Here is a 22,097-nt window from a genome sequence, read left to right as displayed (position 1 = left end):
GTCTCCACACGGCCCGGCGTGAAGTCCGCGCCATCGCGGGTGATCCCGGCACGCGCCACGTTCCAGGTCCGGTCGGTGCGGAATCGGGGTTTCGTCGCCGCGTCGTCATGGTCGGCAATCTCGCCCTCTAGGACATCGTCGATGCTGAGCAACTGCGCGCTCGGAGGCATGGTGATGTTCGCGGTCAAGGGCAGCATCGCCAGAGCGCTCGCATCGATCGGGTCAACCGCCAGCGCGCCTCGTTGCGGGTCTAAAAAGCTGACCCCGTGCTCATCAACAACCACGACATAGACGTGGCTCAGCGCCACGTCCTCAGCGTCCTCATCGCCTAGCCGGCCGATCGCGATCATCGCCATCGCTCCGGGGCCGGCAGCAGTCATTGCCCGCCCTGCGGACTCGAAGTCCGGAATCAGCCACACTCGGTGCTCGTCTTCGCCCAGACCCAACGACTGACGATGAAAGTTCAGGAGATGCAACCCCGGAAGCTGCTCGGTGTGTGGCGCCTCGAAAGACCGTCCTTCACGCTCGGAGATGACGAATGAAATCGCACAAATGACGCAATTGGTCGCCGCGGCAACAGAATTCCGATGCGGGTTGACCTCGGATAGCCACGGGTATCGGGCCGCCAGAGAGTCCGCATTGTGTGCGCTGGGCAACACGTTCCCGACTGGTTCGAGCTCCGCGGCACCGAACCGGGTCCGTGCTAACGCCCACCGCCGACGCACTGCCCGTGCCAGCCGCCTGCCCGGGCCGACTCGGTGCCCCAGCGCATTTTCCGGCGATGGAGCGGCGACCGTAGCGGCCTGAAGTGAAGCGATTCGATCGATCCACATCTCGACTGCGGGCTGTGGCCCCCAGTTTTCGTCCCGCGATTCAGGCAGCGCCACAGTCTCCGCACCAACCTGGTGGGTGGCGTCGACGTCGTCATGCCGATGCGCATCATCGTTGGGCTCGGGATCGGCGAAGGTCACTGCATCCTCGGGCAAGCCGCGTTCGCGGAGTTGTCGACTCGTTTCGCGCTGCACGACGGAAAGAGCTTCGCGGGTGCGGTCCGCGACGGCCCCCAACGGCGAATCCTGCGAGCCGTATCCAGCGGAACCTCGGCTGTGTACCACGATGCCGCGGCCGCCACCTGCGAGATGACGAGCTGCCTGTTCGCCGACATAGGAGGCGTATCCGGTGAGTAGGGCGGTGTGGACTTCACTGACCGTGTCGAAGTCGGTCCAGAACGTCAGGCGCAGGCGTTCATCGACCAATCCACTTCGCTGTCCGTACAGATCTTTCCTGCGCTCCAGGTCTGTGTCGATTTCGCGGACAGTGTCTGTGATCTCGGCGTAATAACCTTCTATGTCGTCCATTGTCGGCGTGTTTTTCTTGCCGTGGCCGCGTAACTCGGCTACGGCGAGATCACCGTCCATTGTGATGAAATCGGTCCCTATTCCAAGCGCCGTGAACTGGGTCACGAAGACGCGCGGATCGAGCTTGATGGCGGTATGCAGGTAATCGCGTGCGTTGTACTTTCCGGCGTCGGCCACGTCGAGCAGGGTTGCGAATTTGGCGGACGCCGCCGCTGCTATGTGGGGGTTGTCTTCGGTGAACCGTGTCGTCATCAGCTCCTCGACGACATCGGATCGCTCATGGAGCCACTTGATTGCCGCGCGGGCAAGTGATCCATTCAGGCCCGCGAGTGAGGTGCGTAAGGCGATCACGGTGAAATTCTTCGACAACTGCCCTGATGGTCTGACGGCGTAGAAGTTCAGGAAAGCGGCTAGCTGGGTGTAAACGGCAGCCGAGAACCCGCGCAGCTGCGCGATTTCGAGGTCGTGGCGCGCGATCCCGTCGATCGTGGATTCGGGCAGGCCGGCATAGGCCGCGGTCACCTGATCACCAAAACGCAGGGCGCTTCGCAGATGACGCAAGGCTGGGGACGCGGCGGGAAGCCACGAACGCTTTGCGACGAACTGCAAGAATTCATACATCCCGGCCATCGGCACACCTGCCGTGTAGTGGGTGCTCCTCAGGCGGGGGCTGAGGTTGGACACCTTCCAATGCGCGAAGTTGGGGTTGACCGTCAACTGCTTGGACTCTGCGGATGGGGAGAATATCTCGTCGAGTGTGGCCCCGTCGTGCGCCTCTTCCAGTTGTCGCAGAGCCCATTTCAAGTCGCCGAAGACCTCATCGATCGCGACTGTTCTGGGTCGGGAACCGGCCGGTGTGCTGACTGTCTCGGTGACACGCATCGCAGCGGGAACTGAAACCAATTCCAAGATGGAACGTCGTTCGCCGGCGACCACGGCGCGGTCGAGGACAAGCTTGAAATGCGGACCCGTGACAATAGGGCGGTTACCGACTTCCGCTGCGGTCAAAGGTGCGAGATCCTCGATTACGAAGCCGGTTTCGATCTCGAGACCGCCGCGCTCATAGCGAAGTCTGCGCGCTGGGTCCAGCACTGCGTTGATCCCGCTACTCGGCGCCGCCATGTTGTCGTCCAACGCAACCGACACCCCTGTGTGGTCGGTGACGATAACCCGGGCATCGGTGGTATGCAGCAGTGGGACCTCGTGCTGAGGACGCACTCTCTCGCCCCGGTCGTTCTGCGTCTCGATCCAGAAGAGCGCACCTTCCTCGTTGCGCAGCGCCAGAGCGTGGCGCCGTCGCGCGTCAGTGCCTGGCGACGTCAAGATGAACGCAGTCGATCCGTCGCCGAGGTCTCTGAGTTTTTTGGTAACCGTGACGAAGCTGTGGTGTACCGGCTGCCAAGCGCCCCCGAGAGCCGCTGCGAGAGCGTCCTGCTCGCGTCGGCCACCCAGAGAAAAATCGTCACGCACAACTGCTCCCCCCGCCCCGAGCAGCCACGGGCCATCATGTGTGTCCGCTGCCCCGTACAACGCCCCGCGAAGCATGTCCAGACGTACCACGCAGTCCAACGCACTTGCTCGGCCTGGCGGGATGACCGCGGCCAAGCGGTCTTCCAACCGTTCGCGGAGCAGGATCGGGTCGGCTCGATCACTCTGGGGATCGAGATGCGATTGGCGGGCATCGTCGACGCCTTCTGTTCCCTGTCGCGGACGGTGCTCGACACGTCCGGACGGCGAATGCTCTTCCGCGGCTGGGATTTGATCGTCGGGATGCGGTGTGGCATCTGACCTCAAATCCACCGAAGTAACGGGGTCGAAAACGTCGTCTCGCTCGCCGCGAACAAGCCCCACGTGCGACGCCTGCTCATCTAGCTGGAGACGGCCGTGGCCGAGTGCCGCTCCTACGGCGGTCGGGTCGACTGTTGTGACAACGTCTGACCGCACGTGCGGTGGGCGCTCGTCTGATGCGGTGACGGTAATGGCTGGGATGGGCGCGATATCGAATTGCAAACCGTGCAGGTGTGTGGCCTCGTCGGCGTGGACGCCGGTGAGAGCCTGGTCTTCGACGATGTCGCGGTGAGGCTCACCCTCGACCACAGCTGGCGTGACCGACTCAGTAGTGCGGTTCGCCTCTTCGAAGCCGAACGAGGTGCTCTCCCTTGGGATGTCTTCGGTGACGGGCTCCGAGGACGGAGGCATCGGTACGAGGTTATGACTGGCAGCCAAGGGCACATCGTCGGCGACGGCCGCCACTTCGTTGGCCGACAGCAGCGGTGTCGGGGCGTACACCTGCCAGTCGACGCCATCGACGTCGAACCGTGGGCCGAGATGTTCGGCAGGCCGCTCTGAGCGCCACGGCCCGACGTACCCTGTCTGGCCGTCGAGGGCCCACAACCGGACTCCGTCGAACATCATGTTGAAGCTGTGGCCGACCCTCGGTGAGTGATCGTCACCGCCGGTGAGCACGGCAGCCACCACCGTGTGCGCCCCAGGGCCCTGTCCGCGCACCAGCTGCTCGATGGCTCGTGGTGACAGACTCGCCCGGGCCATACCCACCGCTTGGCCCAACTGCGCCGCGCTCATCGAATCCAGTCCCGCACGAGCGAAACTCGGGCGGTCGTCCAGTCGATCGAAGACCGCCAATGACGTTTGCCCGCAATTGACGGCACGAGCTGCAAGATGATCGGGCTCGGGGTCCGCGCCGAAAACACCGTTGATGTCGGCCAGCCACGTTCTGATCTGGTCCACGGTGTGCTCGGTTCGGGGCAGATCCTGCGCGACGGACACGGCAGGATCCGAACCCGACGTCGATGCGAGGCCTTCGGCAACACCCCGGTTGTCGGCGTGGGCGGGCGACTCTTCGACGGGATCAACCGCTGCCGCCGCCGTGTCGGGTTCGCCGCGGTCGGCGACGATGGGCTGCTCGTCTGGGCTTCTGCGCTGTGGCGAGCCGAGCGGGTCCTGCCTCACCGGGGCCGGTGTGCCCGAATCGGCGTTGTCCCTGGCTTGCCGGCTGGTGGCGGGTTCAGATGTGCGTGGCGCCGTCTCCACACGGCCCGGCGTGAAGTCCGCGCCATCGCGGGTGATCCCGGCACGCGCCACGTTCCAGGTCCGGTCGGTGCGGAATCGGGGTTTCGTCACCGCGTCGTCATGGTCGGCAATCTCGCCTTGAGCACCGTATTGAACAGCGTGTCCAGCCTGTCCATCCCGCCGATCGTCGACGCCCGAAGCGTCTTCGTCACGTGCGCCGCCGGCGGCAGGCGCAGCGCTCACCGCGACGACGGGGCGCCCGGGAACTGGACCTGCCAGTGCGCGATACATCCGCGCGGGTTCGGTGTGCGGCGAAGCGTCGACCCGCCTCAGTAGTCGAGCGACCCCGTAGGCGGCCACGAATTCCACCGGGCTACTCGCCGCGTCAGCATGGAGTAGCTTCGCCACCTCGTCCCCCGCCTTGGTGAACTTCGTCGTGAGAAGTTCCACGAATCGATGCGGCTGCTGCGCGAAGTGCAGCCAGTGGATGAGCTGGTGCAGAACGTCCCGCAGCGGGTTCGTATTGCCGCGTGCATGGGAAGGGGAGACCATCAGCGATTGCGGCATCGCGAAGGCACTCGACTCCCCATGGTGAATGGTCGGGGCATGGCTGGGCCGCGGGATCTCGGACGCATTGAATTCCGGTGTGCCCTCTGTGGGCGTCACCTGCACGTGTCGGTCGTACTTGGGCAGATGTATCTCCAGATCGCTCGGAAGTCGGTACCCCGCGTCAGCCACGACATCCAACGCCTGCCTGACCAGGCGCAGCCGCTCAGCTGAGATCCCATCCGGCGACCAGGCCAGAACGCGCATTCGCACGCCTCTGAACTCTTCGATCACCTCATCGGGGGCAGCGGCGTTGCGGTCGCTGAACACCGTGACGGCGTTGGGCTGGGTGGATCGCCGCACATAGGACCACAGCTCCGGGTAACCCCATCCGAGGACTCGATCGCGTTCCAATGACCACCAGATGGCGGCGTCCCCGACATCTGCGTCAACACCCGCCTCCGTTCTGATTCGCTCGAGCCAGGCATTGAAAGTTTGTTGATCCTCCTGGACCGCCCGGGCCAACGCCGCGTCTGAGAGCGTCCCGTCGGCATGACGAAGCGGAAAAGCCGCGCTCGCCGAAGGATCGGAGATCAGGGCGTCGATACCGGCTTTCTCGCCTCTGCGAACCAGATATTTCCGCGCATCGTAAAGTGCCTCATCACCTTCCTCGAACCGTCTGATGATGGCGTCAATACGATCGGTCATGGTCGGGCGCCACCGGTTGATCTGGTGCAGTTCGGCTGCGACGTCTGCGGTTTCCGCTGAGCCGACGCCCGACCAGAACGGGATCCCACTTATTGCCTGCACCGCGGCGTCCCGCTCGGCAGCAATCAGCTCCGGCGGCCTCGGACCATGTAGGTGCCTGCGCGGCTCCGGGCCACCGAACACCCAGAAAAGTCCGTCGAGTACGTGGTTGAGCTCATCATCGAAGACGCGGCCCACCAGCCGCGCAAGCCCATACTCCGATATGAACGAGCGGGCACTCTCGCCTGCCGCATGGTTGACCCGCAACACCGCATCCCGAAGCTCGGGTCGAATGTGGGCCGATTCGAGATCGAGATAACGCCGCGGCTGAGCAGAGTAATGCAACCACTGAAGCAGTTCGCGCACGACGTCGCTCAGTGGATTCCGATCCCCATCCCCGGTATCCGCGCGCGGCACGAGGCTGCCGGGCGTGACGATGAGGATATTCGGGGGGATGAACTGGATCGGATGCCGCTCGAGGCGGCCGAAGGCCAACGGTCTTGCAAGGACGTCGGCACTGCCCCCGTCCCTCCCCCGACCTACTAACAGCTGGCGGTGATAGCGAGGCAGATCCACGATGAGTTCGCCGCGAACGTCATAGTCGGCCTGCGCCAACCGGTTCAAGGCGAGCGACACCAGTTCCAGCCGTTCAGCGGCCAGCGGATCGCGCGCCGAGGAGTGGATCCGCAGGTGCGCGCCCGACTCGTGCACGAGCCTATCGACCTGGACTTGGTGATCGCGGGCGTAGTCCGACCCCGCCCCGGCTTCTCGCTGGCTGAGATAGGTTCTCACTTCGGGGTACCGATCCACCAACAGGCGCATCTCCCCCTCGTCGAGGGCGTCGACCACGTCCACCCCGGCGCCGGTGTGCCAGGCATGACGTATCGATTCCCAGCTCGAGTAGGCCTCTTTGAGGTATGCCAGCACTGCCTCATCCGAGACCAGCCCGTCGACGCCGCGCGTGTACCGCGTCAGGAAGTCCCACCGAGAATCGTCCTCGTCGATCTCCTCGCGTACGACGAACCGCCCAATGGGCGGTCGGGCATCCGGATCCGGAGTGCCGATCTTCCAAAGCTGTTCTGGCTTGCTGGCCGACGCGATCGTCGACCAGGGCATCAGATCGGCCGTTTGCCCGTTGACCGCATACACGCTGTGACCATCGTTGAATGCATTGAACACCTGCTCGGTGCCGTCAGCGTGGCGCGTCAACACGACCGCATGAGCACCCGCTCCCTCTTCCTCGAGAGCGCGTGCCACCGCGTCCGCGGAATCAATTGCAACCAAGTCGAACTCGATAGAGCGCTCCGATTCCCCGGGCACGTTGGCAGGTCCCCGAAGGCCGGCGTCGGGGATGCCCGACAGGCGGTTGAAGAGCGCCACCGTCAGCGGCGCCCCGCGCCACGAATCCACCGCATCCCCGGCTTCGTTCGCCAGTGAGTTCGGCGTCTGAACCGATCGGAGATCCTCGAGCCAGCCGGCGACATCGCTGACGGTCGCGTCGGTACGCGGGTAGGTGGCAACGCGGGTCTCTTCGGCAGTCAACCACCGTCCTGTCTCGGGCATCCGCATATGCGGGGTCATCGGCAACATCACTGCCGCAGTCACATCGACAGGGTCAACGGCCAACTGCCCCCGCTCGGGGTCCACAAAACTCACGCCGTATTCGTCGACCAAACCGACGAACACGTGGTTGATCTCATCTGCGTCACCACGCGTCACAATCAGCGCCATCGCACCGGGACCCGTCGCTGCCAACGACGTAGCCGCCGCGTCGAAGTCGGGAATGACCACGCCCCAACTCTCGAACTCACCCAATCCCAACAACTGCCGATGGAGGTTCAGCAGGTCGGAGCCCGGCAAGTCGGGACTCGACGGCGCCGCGAACCGCCGCTCCTCCCGCTGAGATAACACGAACGCGATCGCAGCTTTCACCGGGTTGGTTTCCGGCACGCGGACCTCGCGTTCCGAGTGCTCCTCGTCGACAGCGGAATCCATCACGGTCAACGCCGGATACCGAGCGGCCAGCGATTGCGCGGTGTGCCCGCTGGGCAGCAACGGGCGCGCGGGATCACGCCGGGCCGAGGTCGAGCCTTCGGTGGTGTGGTCCTCGGTGTCGAGCCGGCGCCGGTATTCGGCCACCAGTTCTGGTGGGTTGAGTCCCCGCCGCACGAGATCGTCGTGGGCGACGGTCAACCGATGGTCAGCGGCCGCCACCCGGGTCGCCGACGATCGGTCGCTGATGGCGTCCTGGCGGGCGTTGAAGGCCTCGACGTAGTTGGCCCAGGCCTGTCGGCGATCGGCCGGCGCCCCTTCCCGCGACTTGCCCGAAGAATTCTCCGACCGACCCTCGCCGGCGGCATCCAGCCAACGCGCCCACTGCTCATCCCCGCCGGGCGCCAACCGCCCCAACCGACCTCCATCGGCATTCGACGGCGACTGATCGACACCGCTCGGAGCACCCCCGTGACCGCCCGGGTAGGACTGCCCAGTCAACACCCGGTTAGACAGCAGCACCGCCACATCGACCGCGTTGCGAGCACGCTCATCTGCACTGAGTTCGGCGAAAGCCCGCTTGACCCAATCCCGTTGATCTGCTGGCGCACCAACACCGGCCTCGGCCAACCGGCGCGACGCGCGATCCAACACATCCTCAGCACGCTCACGATCGGCGGCGGCAAACCCATTCCAGGCGTCAAACGGCGACTCCACACCAGTAAGCACCACACCCGAAGACCCCACCGATTCAGACGAATCCACAACCGGCGCACCATGTCCCGACAACGCGTCGACACCATCGACACCATCGCCACGCCCACTCAGCTCAACCGGCGACTCAGCCGCCGCCCACTGAGCCGCGATCGCCCCCCACCGCAGCCACTCGGGCGCGGCATCCCACCGATCCTGCCCAGGCAACGAGGCCACCGACGACGAGTCATCCCCAACCACCGATTCACTGAGCTGCGACAGCTGCCTGAGTTCGTCGTCGTTCTCAGCGACATCTGGTCTACCGGCATCGTCGGCGTCATCAGACACCCTCTGCTGTAAGACTTCTGCTTCGCGACCAAGCACCGCGATTCTGTTGGCCACTGCGTTGTCGAACGCCTCGCCGGATGCTGTGGATTCTCGGTAGAGCTGTCCCAGCTCGGCATCGGCCACACCAAAACGTTCGACGTCGTCGCGTTGCTGGTCGGTCAACAGCCCCCTGCGGTGGGCTACATCCGCGGTGAACGCGCCGTCTACCGGCCCGTGGCGGCCATTGACCAAGACGTGCAAGCGTCCGTCGGCGGGGTCGTCCCACAGCGCGGTCGGGTCGAAGGCGTGGACTCTTCCTGCCGAATCAATCCAAGTCTGCCTCAGCGTGCCGTCGAGTTGTCGGATGTCGATGCGCACGAACGTGTCCAGCCCGTGGGCGACTTCCCGGCCGATGGCGATCGGATCGGTCGACAACATCGGCACCAGGTCGGGCAACTGCGCGGGAGCGCCGTGCAGGTTGTCCGGACGCTGTGCGTGAATGGCGTTGACATCACGGATGAGGTCGGTGATGTCGCTCTGGACCGACTCCAAACTGGTTTGCAATCCGAAGTCGAGTCGCTCCCCGAGCCGACGCAGCGCCGCAGGGGTCGACGTGTTCGGATCGGATTCGCGTAAGGCCACTAGGTCGGCACGCATGGTCTGTTCGGCCCAGCGCGCCACCGTGCTGTGCAGTGTTTGGGCCAGAGGGGCTTCGTCGACGGTGATGACGACGCGCCGATCGGCGCCCAGCCGCGCGGCGATCTGGCGGCGCACGCTCTGGTGAGCTCGCATGGGGTCGAACTGCTCGCGGGCCGCTTCGAGAAGCATCGCGGTCAGATCGAACTGCGCGGCGCTGCCCATCGCCGGCCACGAGTCGGCGGTCAATCCTGGCCCTGATGGCGCTGGCGCTCGGTCAAGCTCGGCTCGCAGCTCGGCGATCTCAGCTTCGAAAAGTTCTGCGTAGACGTCGCCGGTGATGGGATCGCTGCGGAAGCGGCCCGTTGACCGCGGCGCGCGGAACATCCCATGGTCGAACCTCTCGCCCACCAGCCACCCGCGGAAGCTCAGCCTTACGAGATGTACCGGGCCCTGTTTCTTGACGTGTTGATCTCGGCGGTGGTTTTCGCCGACGGAGCCGGTCTGACGCGCTGTGGTGAGCCGGCTTGCAGATGGCGCAACGTCCCAGGCGTTCGCAGGAAGGTGGCTACCGAAGGTCATCGAGGTGTCGGCGGCGACGTCACCGGCCAGTCGGATCGCGTCGGTGGCAGAGAACGTGGTGGTGGCGTTCTGGTGCCTGTTGAGGCGGCCGGTGCCCGTGCCCTCCTTCATCGCGGCGATCACCTCGATGTCGTGCAGATCGCCTTCCAGGTAGATGTCGGCGCGTCGGCTGGAATCGCCGGGGATGATGGCGCCCTTGGCCAGTTGATATCTACCGCCACCGGTGGCGGTGGGCAGATGCGCGCTGAGGTGGGTGCGGGACAGCAGTACCGGCAGGGACAGACTCGAGCGCGTATGCGGGTCGGCAACCGTCTCGCCGAACAACCGGTCAACGAGCCTCGGGGCGAACATCTGGGACAGCAACTTGCGTGCGATCGGCAGCGTGTCGTCGAGGAGTGTCCCCGCGATGTAGCTGTCGCCGGGCAGTTTGGGCAACGCAACGAAATCCGTTCGCGCGGAGGGCCCGCGCAGCTGACCGGCTTCGGCGATGGCACGCGGCACCTGCAACTGCAAGGTGCCGGGTTCGATGGCAAGTGCGGTCCTGGCGTGGCCGCTGGAATCGCTGAATGACTCGAGCAGCAGGTTGTTGAGTGGCCGACCCGCCATTTTCAGGCGCTTCACCTCGACGGTGAGCTCGTCGCTGAACTCGACTGGGTAATGTCCTGAGAAGTCATACACTGCTTGGGAACTGAAGCCGGAATCCGCGTGCGTGGTGCCGCGATGGTGCCCCTCCCCGCTGCGTGCCCCGACCGCGCCTGATGCCGTCAAGCTGGACTGACCGCCGACGGTGAACCTACCCAGAGTGGCCGTCTGTGCTGCGTCTCGCGAGCGGGCGGTCTCGTCGGAGTAAATGGCGTGCCCGAAGATCTCGCGGCCGGTGTTGGGCACGAACTCACCGATGCGGGGGGCCGAGGTCAACACCGCGGACAGATGTACTTTGACGACGTCTGTGAGCAGCCAGCCGACCGGATTGACGAGATAGAACTCGAAACCATTGGGGGACAACAAGTCTTCGTACATCGCCAGTGCTCGACCCTTGGCGAACAGCGCTTCTAACCCGTCGACTCCGCCTTGGACGCGGCCGATGACGTCGCCGTCGCTGGACCAGAATTGCGTAGTGGCCGTGAGCATTCCCGGTGCCACTTTGTCGATCTGGGTTCTGACGATGTCGTAGGTGGATCTACCGCTGTCGTGGCTGTAGCTTCGGATGCCGCTCTGCCCGAGGATGCGCCCTCCGGGGTCCCGGCGGGTGAAGTACTCGGGCAACTCCCTCTGCACTGACGGCGTTCTCGGCGCCGGCAGGGGCCGACGGCTCGCCAGGGCGGCTACGTGTTCGCGATCTAGTTCGAACCCGGGCGGCAGCTCGGGAACCTCGGCGCGCCAACGGTTCACCGCTTTGGTGACAACGTCCCGCGGGAAGGCGCGTTCGTGGTTGCGCCATTGAGTCAGCAGCTCCGACAGCTGCGCGTTGCTGAGAGCGATCTTCCCGTCGGCATAGTCGATCAAATCGTCGGTCAGCGAATCGGGTTCGGCTGGCGCGTTCCTGCCGAATCTGGCGTTGAAGTTCTGCCACTGTTCGAGCTGCTGGATGGGCAGTGCCCCGCTGGAATGCAGGTCGTAGAGCACGTCGGCCAACGCGCTGCGATCGACTCCGAGATGTTCGGGCAGGTCGCGCGTCTCATTGGTCCAACGGAACAGGATCGCCGCGACCACGTCACCGCTCAGCCGCAGCGCACCGCTGTTCCAGCTCGTCATTGCCTCGGCGAGCCGCTCATTGCTGAGCAGGTAGTCGGTGTCCGTGCCGTAGGCGTATCGGAACAGATCTCGCGGAATGTCGAATCGGCCCTCAGGGTCACGTTGGGGTGCTACCCGGCCGGCGGTGGGCAGGGTGCCGATCAGGCTGAGTCGTCGATCCTCCTGCAGGTCCGGGTGGCGCTCTGCGAGCAGGGTGCTGGTGAGGCGTTTGACGATGTCGATGTATTGCTGCTGTCCCCCGCGGGCCAGCAGGTCGTTATTCCACCGAACCAGGACGTCTATGACCACGTCATCGGTCAATGTCAGTCCGCCTTGGTGCCACCGGGTCATGGCATCAGCGAGCTGTGTATCCGAAATCGGCACCTGCGCGCGCGAATATCTTTGCAGGGCTTCAGGTTCTCCGAGCAGGAAGAGCACTTTTCGCCCTTTGACCTCGACGTGGCCGTGCGTACTGGAGGTCGGCAGGAGCTTTCCTCGTAGCTCTTGTCGGGCGCGTACGTCGAAGTGCATGGAGCCGGAGAACGAATAGGTGTTGCCCAGGTCGAGCTGGATCAGCTGCTTGCTGCCGATCCGTCCGCTCGAGTTGGACGCGTTGCGTGCCCAGCTGCGGGTGAGACTGGATTCGCCCGTGAGTGCGACGTCGTCGACCGCATCGCCCGCGGACACGTCGAGTTGATTCCAGGTCAGGCCGACGGTGTTGGTGTCGGTCAATACGCTTTGTGATTGAAACTGCTTGAAATCGCCGGTGATGAACCGTTGGGAGGTGGCACCGGCGAACGTGACGTCGTGCAGTTCGCCGGTGATGTTCAAGGCGGCCAGGGTGTCACGCAGGAAGCCGGTCTCGAAGAACTGGTCGGTGGTGTACTCGCCGCTGTCCGTGGGAGCCGCTGCGGTGCCGCGACCATTCGGGTTGTGCGATGCCACGGTGATTTCACGCAGATGGGCGCGGACTTCGATGGCGTTGGTGAACGTGGTGATGTGTTGGTCCGCGGCCCCCGACGGGCCGGTCAGGTCGGCCAGCATCTCGCCGGCTGCCGCGCGCAGACCGCTGGTGTCGAGATAGTAGACGGTTGCTTGGTCGAACAGCCCTGCTGGCGCGGGACCGTTGATGGTAGGGCCGTTCTCGGTGCCCAGCGGCAGCAGATGTGCGATCGCCGTCTGTCCCCGCAGCGCGATCGGCTGCGGGTCTCGTGCCCCGGCCGCTAGCCGGCCGCGCCACCCCGAGTGCTGGTATTCGATCCGAATCTCGTAGTCGCTTGTCACTTCCCATTCGTCGACGTCGCCGAGGTATTCGTGCAGATCGGTTCGATTGTTGACGAACGTCACCGCGTCGGCGGCACCGACCGTCCGGCGCAGTGTCGCTCCCGTTGCTGCGGCCCGCACGATGTCGCGCAAGCCGCGGAACGCGAAACCAATTGCGAGACTGCGTGAATGGCCAGTCGCTTCGCCGGCTGAGTCGCTGGCGATGGACAGGTTCACCGAGTGGTATTCGTCGGTGGTCCGTCGATAACGCGGCGGAGTCGAGCGCGAGCCGCTGGCGCGGATCGTTATCCGTGCCGAATCGACGTCGAGGTCGGCGCCGGCGATACCACGCCGCCGGCGGAGGGTGAACGACAACCCGTCCTGATGTATCTGGTCGTAGTGTGCCTCAATCCCTGGTGCCGAGACGAACTTGTCCAGCAGATCGCGGTTGTCGAGTTGACTGCGCGCCAGGTTGCCGTGGCTGTACCAGTGGTGTCCGGCGAACGGCTGCTCGGGATTGGCCGGGATGAAGCCGTGTTTGGCGACCTCGGCCTCGATTGCGGAACGAATCGTCTCGACCGTATCGTCGGCGACCCGCACCAGACCGGTGCCGATTCCCCTGCCCTCGGTGAGATGAACGGGTACGGGTTTGTCGACCGGATCCTGGGGGCGCCGCCCGGAACCCTTCACCAAGTCGGTGCGGTAGGCGACACGATGGCTCGCCGGCCGCTCTGACAGCGCGCCCTCGTCCACCGCGAATCCGTGGGCGAGCGCTTCCTTCACGGGCATCCGCACCAGGGCGCCACCCCGCACCGTTGCGGTCCGGCGCTGAGGTCCGAGGTCACCGCGCACGCTGACGGTGGCGTGATGGTCGAACTCCATCTTGTAAGCAGCGGTCAGGCCCGAGAACCGCGGTACGGACACCGCGACTCCTCCTCGGCCCGCCGAGATCGAGTCAGTGTTGGTTGTGGTGCGAGAAGCGGAGGCGCTGAGACCCACCCCGAACCCCGGGAGGCCCGCCGTGGGGGCGAAGCCGAAGTCGAGGCTGGGCACGGTCAGCGTGGTGGAGTTGACGATGCCGTGACTGCCGCTGATGGCATCGACGGCGGTTCGGACGTCTTCGAGGTGGACGTTGTCGCTCGTCGCTCCGACTTGGATTTCGTTTCGCGCGTGCAACCGGGTGCTGTGCACTGTGATCGACGCGATCGGATTGCCGAGGTGATCATGCAGTGTGAACCGGTAGCCGTTTCGTGTGTTGACGGCTTCGTCCAAGTTGGTGCGCAGGTTCCAGATCTTCTGGGCGAGTTCCCGCCGGGTCGCACTCCCGACGGGGAGCGCGATGCCCTTATCGTGCAGGGTGCTCACGACCTCGTCGAACAGTGCCGGCAAGTTGCCCAGGCCTGAGGCGTGGTGATGACGCGGCAGCTTGGCTTTGTTGCGGTCGACCTCTGGACCGGCCGCGGTCACTGTTGTTCGCGGCGGTGCCTGCACGTAGGGGAAGGGCAGCCAGAGAAGCAGCTCGTCGCTTCCTGTCTCGGGGACTCGGGTCGCTGCGATGTCGCGCCACCGCGGGGCGGGTTCGCCTTGAGGACCGGGCTCGCGGACCTTCACCGCGATATTCGTCTTGCGGTAGGCGATGAGGTGCGCGCCGATTCTGGTGTCTTCGACTTTGGCGCGCTCGACGTCGGCGATGTGCGACAACCCGCGACTGGATTGGTTCGCAACGCCCGAGATGCCCGCCCCCACCCGCGCGACCTGAAGGGCCTGCGGTGCTACACCGATTCCGACGCCGGCCGACACCGCCCCTCGAGTTGCGGTGGTCTGGCCGCCGCGTGTCTCGACGTGGGCGCCGGTGCGGTTCGAGGAGTTGATGTGTTCGATGACACCGAACAACCCGTCTGAAGCCGGCAGATTCGAATTCGCCCGATACGAGCCGGCGGGATTGTCGACGATCTCGTAGGGCTCGGTCGGGTCGAGGGTGATCAGTACCTCGACCGAGCCGAACGACAGCAGCAGTCCGCTCTCGGCGTCATTTGTGGTTCGGCCGAGCGTCGCGGGAAAGTCGCTGAGCACTCGCTGGACGAGTCGGTCTTTTTCCACCTCCGACATCGATCGGCCTCGACTGGCCAATTGGTGCTCGAGCGTTTCGATCAGCTGCGGCATGTGCGGCAGCCCGGCCCGCGGGATGCCGACAAAACGGGCCGTCTCGTCGATGTCGTCCAGTCTGCCGGATTCATAGACCGGCACTGGCCGGCCCTCACGTCCGATGACGGTGGTGGCTTGTGTCGCGTGCGACGATCTCGATCCGGTCGACGCTTCAGCCAGCGAGCGGGACTGCGAGCCCCGTGGCGATCCGGTGGGCGTGGGCGGGAAGACGATGATCTGTGGCGGAGATGGGGCGTCGGTGGTCTCGTGCTGCGGGGCACCTGAGTGCGCCGAACGCGGTTCCGAAATGTCGGCAGAAGATTCGGCACCGTCGTGGGATACGGGCAGAACAACGGGGTTTCGGGTGCTCTGCTCGATCGCGGTGGACGGTCCAGCGAGCTCGGTGGCGACGCGCGCGGATTGCTGGGACGCTTCGACGTCGCGCGAGGTTCCGACGCCGAGGTCCCCGCCCCGAGCACCCCCGTGACCGCCCGGGTAGGACTGCCCAGTCAACACCCGGTTCGACAGCAGCACCGCCACATCGACCGCGTTGCGAGCACGCTCATCTGCACTCAGTTCGGCGAAAGCCCGCTTGACCCAATCTTGTTGATCTGCTGGCGCACCAACACCGGCCTCGGCCAACCGGCGCGACGCGCGATCCAACACATCCTCAGCACGTTCACGATCGGCGGCGGCAAAACTATTCCAGGCGTCAAACGGCGACTCGACACCAGTAAGCACCACACCCGAAGACCCCACCGATTCAGACGAATCGACCACGGGCGCACCATGTCCCGACAACGCGTCGACACCATCGACACCATCGCCACGCCCACTCAGCTCAATCGGCGACTCAGCCGCGATGTCCGTCCGCGGAGCCGACGGCGTGACCCGATCTGGTGAAGTGTGTGCGGCTGGTTCGGCGTCGTCGGTTGCCAACACGAGCGTGCCGTCGCTCGTCCAACTCTGATCATCATCGTGGTGGCTCGCCTCCGATGTCACCTGTGGACGTGCGGGACGCGCGCCGCTCGGCATCGGGCCGCCCAAGCGCTGATAGATCGCGTCGAGTTGGGTGGCGACCTCCGGTTCGAACGTCCGTCCGAGGTACCGCGCGGCGCCGTACTCGGCAACGAACGCGAAGGGATCCGCGGCGGCGTAGCGGCTTACCGCGCCCACAGTCGCTCTGACGTCAGGAAGGAACCTTGTTGAATACAGGTCGGCGTATATCTCGGGTCGATGGTGATAGTGCAGCCAGCGCATCAACTCGTGCACCATCGAATCGATTGGGCGCGTGTCGATCCGAGCCGCGACCCCGTCGATCTGCGACGGTCTCCCGCCGAACACGAGGGGCGTCACAGCCAGGAGTCCGGGCGCCGTGAACACTGCGTGATCGAATCTGCCGACTCGGTCGCCCACCGCATTCGCCCGAATGTCGAGTGCCGTCTCGCCGTTGGCGTTGACCCTCGTTGTGACGGTGACTCGGCGGTGGTACTGCCACAGGGCCACCTCGAGCTTCGGGGGTAACTCATATCCGGCGGCGTCCAGTGCGGCGAGCGTGTTCAGCACGAGTTCGCGGCGCCGCGGTGCCGAGGCGTCAGTCGCTGAGGAGTAGAACTCCAGATAGACGCCGGCGTGCCTCACCGGCTCTTTCATGGGGTAGGCGTTGACGTCGGCGTGAATGGACTTGTCGTTGCGGTTGAGATAGGTGTCGATCTCCGGATAGGCGTCACGCTGGGCGGGCTGCAAGAGTCGGCGCAGCGTGTGATCGTCGACGCCCTCGGCAACGACGCCCGTATCGTGACCCGTCACGATGTCCCACCACTTAGTGAATTCGATGGAAGAGTATTCGTCCACCAGTTCTTCCACGGCTTCACCGCTCAGCTCGTCTCGCTCGTTGCGGGGATGAACCGTGAGGTGCCAGCGCCGTCGATCTGACACCTCGGCGGCCGGTGCCCGTTCGACGTAATCGCTCAGGCCGTGCGCAAGCGTGCGGTAAGCAACGTCGAGTTCGTACCAGTCCAGCTGTTCTCCATCGACACTTGAATTTGGCTGCTCGACGGCCAAACTCACCTGCGGGGCGTTGTCGCCGTTGGTCGGGGCTTTCGGGGTGGCCGTCCACCAGACAAGGACCTGCTGAGGACCGTAGTAACCTTCAGCCACAGGCGAAGCCGTGCGGCCGGTGCCGCGGCTGGTCGCAGGATGCCAGGTGATCCCGGCGGCTTCATCGACCAACGCGATGAGGTGCGCGCGCACTGAGGCCGCGCGATCGCGCCCCGCGCTACTTCCCCAGCGAGCACCCCCGCCCTCAAAGTGCACCTCGACGTTTTCAAACTCACCACCGTCGATGACATAGCGCAGATCCCCCGCCATCGTCCGCAGTTCAGGTGTCGCTTCTTCCAGTACACGCTGCCGCGGCTCGAAATCCACACTCAAATAAGGCTTTTTCGCAGGCCGGACGACACCCCGACGCCACACGTCGATGTTGTGGTTATACACAGTGTGGAAGGCGCCTTCGGCCGGCCATTGAGCTATCAGCGATTCCCCGGGCTGGTGGGATATACCGTCGCCCTCATCGTCACTGAACGATCCCGAGGAATCCGCAACGGGCGCAACCCCTCCCGACTCCGCTCCCGCCCCGTCAACAGGATCGACCGCGCCACGCCCCGTCAGCTCACCCGGCGAGTCAGCCGTTGCCCACTGCGCCGCGATCGCCCCCCACTGCAACCACTCAGGCGCAGCATCCCACCGATCCTGTCCGGACAGCGACGCCACCGACGACGACTCACCGCCCACCATCGACTCATCGCGGCTCACCACCTCGGATGTCAGCGGGGCGTCGGCCGCCAATGGCGACAGGCCATCCTCGGTGGTGTGGCGGGTAAATGAGAGGCCGGCGCGCGGGTCGGGCGGACCGGAGTGAGGTCGCGAGGGTACGTCAGCAGCGCTGTCCTGCGCGGCTTGTGGGTCCGTGGGTTGGTCGGTCACGCCAGGTTGCTCTGCCGGCCGGCCGGTGGCGTCGAGTGCGTCGCGCAGGGTTCGGGCGTGCTGGGCCGTGGGCTGGTGTTCGGTGAGGGCTTGTGCGCTGAGCTCGCCCACGCGTTTGGCTACGGTGTCTTCCTCGATGAGCAGCACGCCGGCGCGCATGCCTTCGCTCAGTTGTCGGGGCACGCTGTAGGGCGGCTTGACTTCTTTGTTGTTGTTCTTCTGTACGGCGCTCTTGTATTGGGTGGCCGCGCCGATGTAGGCGAAGAATGCCGAGACACCAGCCAGGATCCCGGTCACGTATCTGGGGGTGTGAGAGGAACCGCCGAAGTGGGCGGTTATCCCGCGTGGCAGCAGAACCGATCCTGCTGACCCGAACACCCCGCCGTGAAAGGTTTGGCTGAAGCGCTGCACGTGCTGGGCTTGTAATTCCGGTCCTGTGTATTTGCTCCATGCCTCGCGTCCGACCAGGCCCAGCCATCGTCGCGGACTACTGGCGTCGAGCATCGCCTGGGCGATCGGATGGGTGGGGTCCAACTGGTCGAACTGATCATGGTCGAGCAGGTCGAGTTGGGTTTGTAAGGCGTCTTTCTGCGCATCGGCCACAGTGTCGAGTTGGGGTTTGTAGAGCTTGTGGACCACCTTGCCGATCGCTTCGGGTGGTGAGGAGAACAATTTGCGGACCTTGGCGGCGTCGATGCCGTCGGCGGTGATCTCGTCCCCTCGCTCCCACTGCCCGTGGCCGATGTCGTTGAGCAAATCGGCGTACATGATGTTGAGCTGGACCTTGAACTTGACCTTGCTGTACTCGTCGCCGCCTGCGGAGTGGTGTCCATACCCCTGAAGTGCCAGATTGAGCAGGACAGCGAATCCATACAACTGAGTCGACGTCAGAAGCTGGGCGCGTGCTCCGGTGGCCGCGGCCACTTGCGGCGACACGCCTGACAAGAGGCCCCATAACGTGGACAGCGGGGATCGCAGCACCCGCACCGGCAGCTGCTGAGTGGTGCCTTCCTTTTGTCGCTGCAGTCCGCCCTGCGCGGAGAAGAGCTGTTCCTGTTTGGCGTGTAGCCGAGCTCTGGCCTCGACGACGGCGGTGCTGAGCTGCCGCAGAAGCTCGCGCTCCGTAGTTGGCAACGCCAACAACCGTTCTCGGAGTTGATCAGCAGACATGTCCGCAAAACGGTCGGCGTAATTCTTGAACTCTGTCGCGGTGGCCGCGTAGTGCTGGCTGGCCGCATTGGCTTCCTCAGAGGCCTGCGACAACCGCGTCTGATAGTTGATCTTGGTCTTGTCGACCTCGATGAACGGGCCGTTGCCTTTGGCGAGCTGTTCGGACAGGGTGATCACCGCCGGCTGGGCCATCGCGGCGGTGCCGATCGAGGTCAATACTGCCGCCGCGCTGGCCCCCAGCCCCGCGAACGACCCGCGGGTCAGGCTGATGTAAGGGGCCATGACGTATTGCAGAACGGTGCCCGGAAATGTTGCCCCCGGGTAGACCAGACCGGACTTGTAAGTCGTTGACTTGATTTTGTCGATGTCGTGTTGACTGAGCCCGGCAGCGTGCATGAAGGCATTGAGGTCGTCGTCGGTGAACGCCTCGGCCACCTCGGCGTGGCTGCCGGCCACCTGGCCGGAAAGCTCGGCGCGCGGTCCGTAACGGCGCTTGTTGATCAGCGCGGCGACGGTGCCGACGTCGATGACGCGCTCACGCGACACCCTGGCCACCTCGGCCATTCCGGCCAAATCGGATGGGAACCGGGCGATCGACTCCGGCTCCTGCGCATGGGCCTCCACATCGGTGTCGGGGTCCGGATAGGCGCCAGGCATGACGGGCTCGGGCGAGGTCGACCGGTGCGGGGACGCGGCCGGAGCGGGGTGCGGCATCGGCCCGGCCTGCTCCGCTGGCTCACCGCTGGAGGTATCGAGAGGTCGGGACAGCCCTGAAGCTTCGTCGACGCGAGATCCGCGGCGCCCAGTAGCCGGATCGAAATCTTCTGCGGCACTTCGGTCGTCGCTGCTGGCTTGATCGCGGCGCGGTGTGTTGAGTGACCCGGCGCCGTCGCCGGCGGCAGGTTCGTCACGCCGATCGCCGTCCTCGGTCGAAGGAGTCGCGGAATCGGGCCGTGAGTCAGGGGAAGCCAACGCACCGGTGCCGTCGTAGTGATCGCGCCCGTTGTAGGACACCGCAATCACATGGCCGTCCTCGGGGCCGGCGATCCGCATCCCACCGAGCTCAACATTGTGTAGCTGTACGCCCAAGGCGTGGGCCACCAGCCCGGGAAACATTTCCCCGTAGGCGGTGTTCCAGCCGGCTCTGGCTGACTGCCAGTTGTCGATGGCGTTGATCAGCGATTGATGCTCTTCGCTGGTGAGTGGCCGCTGGGCATGAGTGTCCTGGACGGCAGTGCGCAGGTCGTCGATGTCGAGATCGGCCAATGCCGGCAAGAGCCCGCGGTGTTGCAGATACTCGAATTGCTGACGCGTGCTTGGAGCAGTGCCGGCCTCGGGCTCACCGTTCTCGGCGGGTGGCCCGCCCTGCACGCTCGTGTAGAGCGCGGCGATCAGCGGTTCGGGCAGCCAGTGCGGTTCCCGCACCGTGGTCACTCCGGCTTCGGTCAGCCGCGTCCGCAGCGCATCACGATCTGCGTTGCGCGAGAACCTATTCACCTGAGCCATCTGCGAGTCGCTGCGGCGGAACTGCTCGACGACATCGCGGGGCAATGCAGCGGGATCGCGTGCGGCCACCCACTGCCGCACCAGATTCCGCAGTGCCGCGGCGGCCCCACGCAGCGGCGCCGAAGCTTGCGGCGGCGCCTGGACGGCTCGGGCATCGAGGCGTGTCGGCGGGGGGAGTTGCTCGAGGATCGCCGTATGCGCAGCGCCCGCATCCGAAGACACCTCCGGCGGCCACAGCTGCGGCGGTGTGCTCACCAAGACGGAGTACAACAAGCACCAACCGTCGGCGGGCACCTGCAGCCGCCCCTGAACAGCGCCATCGCCACGAATGGCCGACGCGCCCGAATCCGCACCGGTGGGCCGTGGCCGGTGCGGGTGATCGACCGGTGAAACCCCAGTGTCGTCTTCCCGCTGGCTGCCGGCCAAGTCCACCGGCCCTAGATTCCGGTTTTCGGCGATGTGCTCATCATCGAGTGAGGAGCTGCGCGCATTCACGTCGTCGAGGCCGATGGTCAGATCGCGGTCCTGGCTCCATCGCAAAGCTGTCGCGATCTGATCCACCGAGAAGCCGCCGGAGAACAGCGACTCCATCGCCGGGGTGATGACGGGACGAAAACCGTTGGACTGCAGTAACCGTGGCAGCAGCAGGTAGACATTGAGGCGCCCGTTGCCATCCCGGAAGGAGTGCATGACGTGCAGGGTGCGCACCGCCCGCGCGACGGCCCGCAACTGATCATCCTCGCTGGACGCGTTATCGATGTCCTGGTAATAGCGGTTGAACACCGCATTCACCAAGTCAGGCTGCCGGTCGGCCGGATACACCGTTGTGATCGCCACGTACCCGTCCTCGTCGGGGAAGGCGGTGACGATGGCGTCGCGGGCCGCTTCCCGCGACAAAGATGACGGGTCACTTTGGGTGATTAGGGGGCGGCCAGCGAGTTCTTCCTCGAGGAGGTCTGTCGCTAACCGGTCGGTGCCGGGCGCATGGGCCGTGCCGTGCAAGGTGAAAAGCGCGCCGCTGCGGCCGAAATCAAACTCCCTGCCGCGCCGGGCGTTGGCGGTGGCCAGCGCATGCATACTTTGATATTCCGACCAGTCCAGCCGCCGCCGCAGTACGGCGCGGTCGTTGAGTAGCACGGTGTATGCGTGTTGCATGTCGTCGCGGAAGCCGCGCGATTCGTCATTGTCATAGAGCGAGCCAGGGTCGTCTGGGAAGTGGGCGAGGGCGTCTTGGTGATCCTTGGCGTCGATGAATAGCCGCCACCAGTGCTGTTGGGGCAGCACCTCGCTGAGCGTGACCGGTGTCTCTCGCGCGACGTCGCGAAAGGTGTGCTCTGTTAGTCCTTCCAGCCACTTACGGACACCGAGGTTGTAGGCGATCAA

At 65.0% G+C, this 22,097-nt stretch carries 1 protein-coding gene (only partly in view); it reads right to left on the bottom strand.

All coding sequences use genetic code 11. From position 1 onward, the window contains the following. Window positions 1–22,097: the 5' portion of a hypothetical protein gene (locus C1A30_RS25900; protein WP_101951171.1), read on the bottom strand. It extends 10,192 nt beyond the left edge of the window; 22,097 of the gene's 32,289 nt are visible here — the first part of the coding sequence; it begins with the start codon at window positions 22,095–22,097; its stop codon lies off the left edge, out of view.

The organism is Mycobacterium sp. 3519A, assembly GCF_900240945.1.
In the GTDB taxonomy this organism is placed as follows: domain Bacteria; phylum Actinomycetota; class Actinomycetes; order Mycobacteriales; family Mycobacteriaceae; genus Mycobacterium.
This window is presented reverse-complemented; position numbering and strand designations above follow the sequence as displayed.